Raw genomic sequence first — 3,402 nt, 5'->3', positions numbered from 1 at the left:
ACGACCAGCCTCGAAAATGCCTCGGCTATAAAACACCAGCCGAAGTGTTCATGGCGCATTTGCACGAAGAGGTCTGATCCCCTACCCTGCAAAACAGGCATGATGCACTTGGGTGAGCTTCTCCAAGATTGTTTCAAACAGCTTTGTCCTATAGGGTCATCGCAATGCCATTGCGGCGCCCTATCCCATTGAAACATCTTCATGAGGCCACATAAATCCGACATGCAGCGCGGCCGCCCACCGAGCATCGTACCTTCTCGATGAGACCAACACTATATTACCTATGGTAGTTCCTGCCGGATAGCTCGTGTGCGACATAGCTGGAACATCCCATGCTCGCGGCCGCGGTTGCTCGGGGAGCGACTGTCCTGGTGAAAAATCTTCAGAGTGGAGGAGATGATGTCTCCGGCGATTTCTGCAAAGCGAAAATCGCGTCCAGTAGAGTGCCTACGGTCCGGAGTGTTTTGGGTGGAAGCGCCTGGACCATCTTCGTGACACGACGCCGTTCGTGAGCTTCCTCTTCCGTGGTTCCCCAGAGATGAGGGGCAGCTTCGAAGAGCAGATCGTCGGGATAAATCCCGAGCACTTCGCGCAAAGGTGAAGGACCTGTGTGGCATGGAGCTTCGTTACCGCCCGCTCGTATCTTCCATAGACTGCTTCGATAGATCCTGGAAGGAGAGCCAGCTCTGCCCTGGATGGGTCTTTCTCGATACGAAACCGCCGCAGCGAAGCAGCAATCGCTTCATCCATTGCCTTCGGCGTTGGGATGTCGTCAAAACCCGGGCGCCGATATACCAGCCGCTCCCCTTTTGGGTCGCCTGCTGCCTCGAGCCCCTCCTCGATAATGTATGCGTCTCGATGCGGCCGACATGATCCGCAGGCTCCATATTGTTCTGGGTACCGACACTCGGCTCAACCCTCGACCTTGGTCTTCGCACAAGACCGCCAAAGAGCCGACGCTCGAATTCGTGGGTTGTCTGGGTGGTCGCCTTCGTTGTCGTCGCGGTGGCGACGATTGTTTATACTCAGTGGAGTGGAACGCCGGATACCTGCATCAGTGCATTTCGGAGGACGATTACGTCGGGAATGGCAAACGGCGGGCGGCCAATGGGTTGCCATACACCGCTGACTCATGCATCAAGCCCAAGAAAACTCTAGCCAGCCCTGTTAGGTCCTCGATAAGGGTCATACCGTCGCCTCCTCTCGTCACTCGTTCACGCCAAAGAAGTTTCCGGAGTTTCAGAAATGCGCATCGAGCCGGAGCAGCGGATTTATGTTTGCTTCTTCCTGTTTGCGGCTTCGATGGGAGCGTTGCTATCCAGGCTACCTGATCTTCAGGTTGCGCTTGACATAAACAAGTCTGAGCTTGGGTTGACGCTTATAGGCGCGGCAATAGGAGCGTTAACATCTCTGACTTTTTCGTCGCCCATCATCGTCAAGCTAGGCGCACGAACAACGGCATTCGCTACGGTTTTGGGCACGTCGGCGATGATCGCAATCGTTCCATGGGTTGGCTACGCGCCACTGGTCTTCTTCGTGCTCTTTTGCGAGGGCTTGCTGGCCGGGGCCCTTGAGATCAACCTGAATGTCGAGATCGACCGTATCGAGGCTCAGCTTGGCCGCGGCGTTATGAACCGAGCCCACGGTTTTTGGAGCCTTGGATTCTTCGTGACCGCATTGGCTTCTTCAGCAATCAGACAAGCTGGCGTTTCGATGCAGTTCCATCTGGCGATTACATTTGCGGTCGTTTTGATCGTGGGAACGATCGCCATAAAGGGAATGCCCGGTGCCTCGGCACCCGGATTATCACGACAAGTAGGTTCTTCCCATATTGCCTTGCCAACAGTAGCGCTGTTGCCGCTTTGCTTAATCGGGATCGCGGCGTTCCTTGTGGAGGGAGCAGGAATCGATTGGTCCGCGATTTACATGCGAGACGTTTTCGCGGTGGAGCCTTTCATTGAAGGTCTGGGGCTTACGCTTTTCACCTTCTTCATGGCCCTGGTCCGGCTATATGCAGACCCATTTGTTGATCGCCATGGTTCCCGCGCGGTTGCCGCCGTCCTGCTAACGTTGGCTTCATTGGGCGTGTGCTGCGTTTGGCTGGCACCTGTTCCGATCATCGCGCTCGTTGGATTTGCGATGATGGGCGCTGGATGCAGTGCGGTCTATCCCTTGGCAGTCTCTGCGGCAGCACAGAGAAAGGATCGAAGCCCTCACTTGAACGTAGCGGCGTTGGCACAGATGTCTTTTGTCGTTTTCTTCCTCGCTCCTCCGCTCCTGGGCTTCGTCGCCGAAACGGCGGGCATACGAAGTTCTTATCTACTCTGCCTTCCGATAATTTTGACCGCGTTGTGGTCGGTGCGGTCACTCGCGCCACGCCGTCAAATGAAAGCATTCGGATTGGCTGAATGAATCCGGCATCTTATACCGGCAGCCCATGTTGGAGACACCCGCTTCCTTAGCGGATTAGGTGGACGAAGATATAGCTTTTCCAGATTCCGGTTGCAGATAGCATTCTCTGGAGATGCGATCACCGCAATGGCTGTAATGGATCATTCGCAGTCGCCGGACGTGCTTTCGCCTTAGTTTACGCGTGATGCGGGTGATGTTGGGCAAACTTGTCAGAACCATTGCGGAGGACGGCTTGAACGCTGGTTATACCGGATTGATTGTTTTCTTGGATTTCGAGGCCTCATCTCTCAGTAAGAAAAGCTTCCCCATTGAAGTGGCATGGGTCTTTGAAAATGGCCAATCGCGATCGGCGCTGATCCGCCCTGCCCCGGACTGGACGGACTGGTCGCCTGAGGCCGAAGCTATCCATGGCATTCCACGCCAACGCCTTCTGGATGAAGGTGTGTCTGTCGGTATCATTGCGACCGAGATGATCGATGCACTGAGCGGACACAAGCTCTATGCCAGCGCACCGTCCTGGGATGGAAAATGGCTGAGTGCGCTTCTGAGGGCGGCGGGATATCCACGACATGCCCTCCGGCTTGCCCGGTCAGAGGAAGCTTTTTTCGACGCCGCGCGTCGGGCCGCCGGAGCCAATCTCACGGACGGGGAAATTTCGGCGTTGGTCGAAACGATACTCGTGGAGACCGAACCCGTCACCCTCGCCCACCGTGCTCTGCCAGATGCCGTGCTCGAATTAGAGCGGTGGAGATTGATCCAAAATATCCCCGGTGTTTCGACAAGCAAAATCTGAGAGCGAGAACTTTGGGCAGCAGCTACCCTTCAACCGGACAACCATTTCTAACATGACGCGATGTCTGCTTTGCGCCATGTGTGGACGGCCCCGGGTTGGCAAGAGGTTTTCGACTTTTTGCACGTTTCTGGTCGGAGCTGCCATGTGTCCGGCCTTTGAATGCGGCGCGCAGAACGAGGCCGCTGGCCATAATGCTC

General features: G+C 55.7%; 2 protein-coding genes. Both read left to right on the top strand.

What is annotated here, in order from left to right; translation table 11 throughout:
* Window positions 1-1,245 precede the first annotated feature (1,245 nt).
* Window positions 1,246-2,412, top strand: a complete 1,167-nt coding sequence (locus HGP14_RS34985; RefSeq protein WP_168834352.1) for an MFS transporter — start codon at window positions 1,246-1,248, stop codon at window positions 2,410-2,412.
* Window positions 2,413-2,665: 253 nt separating this feature from the next.
* The gene (locus tag HGP14_RS34980; protein WP_168834353.1) at window positions 2,666-3,205 is read left to right on the top strand and encodes a transcriptional regulator; all 540 of its coding nucleotides are present in this window, start codon (window positions 2,666-2,668) and stop codon (window positions 3,203-3,205) included.
* The last annotated feature ends 197 nt before the right edge of the window (window positions 3,206-3,402 follow it).

Source organism: Rhizobium sp. P32RR-XVIII, from assembly GCF_012641395.1.
Classification (GTDB): Bacteria; Pseudomonadota; Alphaproteobacteria; order Rhizobiales; family Rhizobiaceae; genus Rhizobium.
The sequence above is the reverse complement of the archived record's forward strand: the minus strand, read 5'-3'. Positions and strand labels throughout refer to the sequence as shown.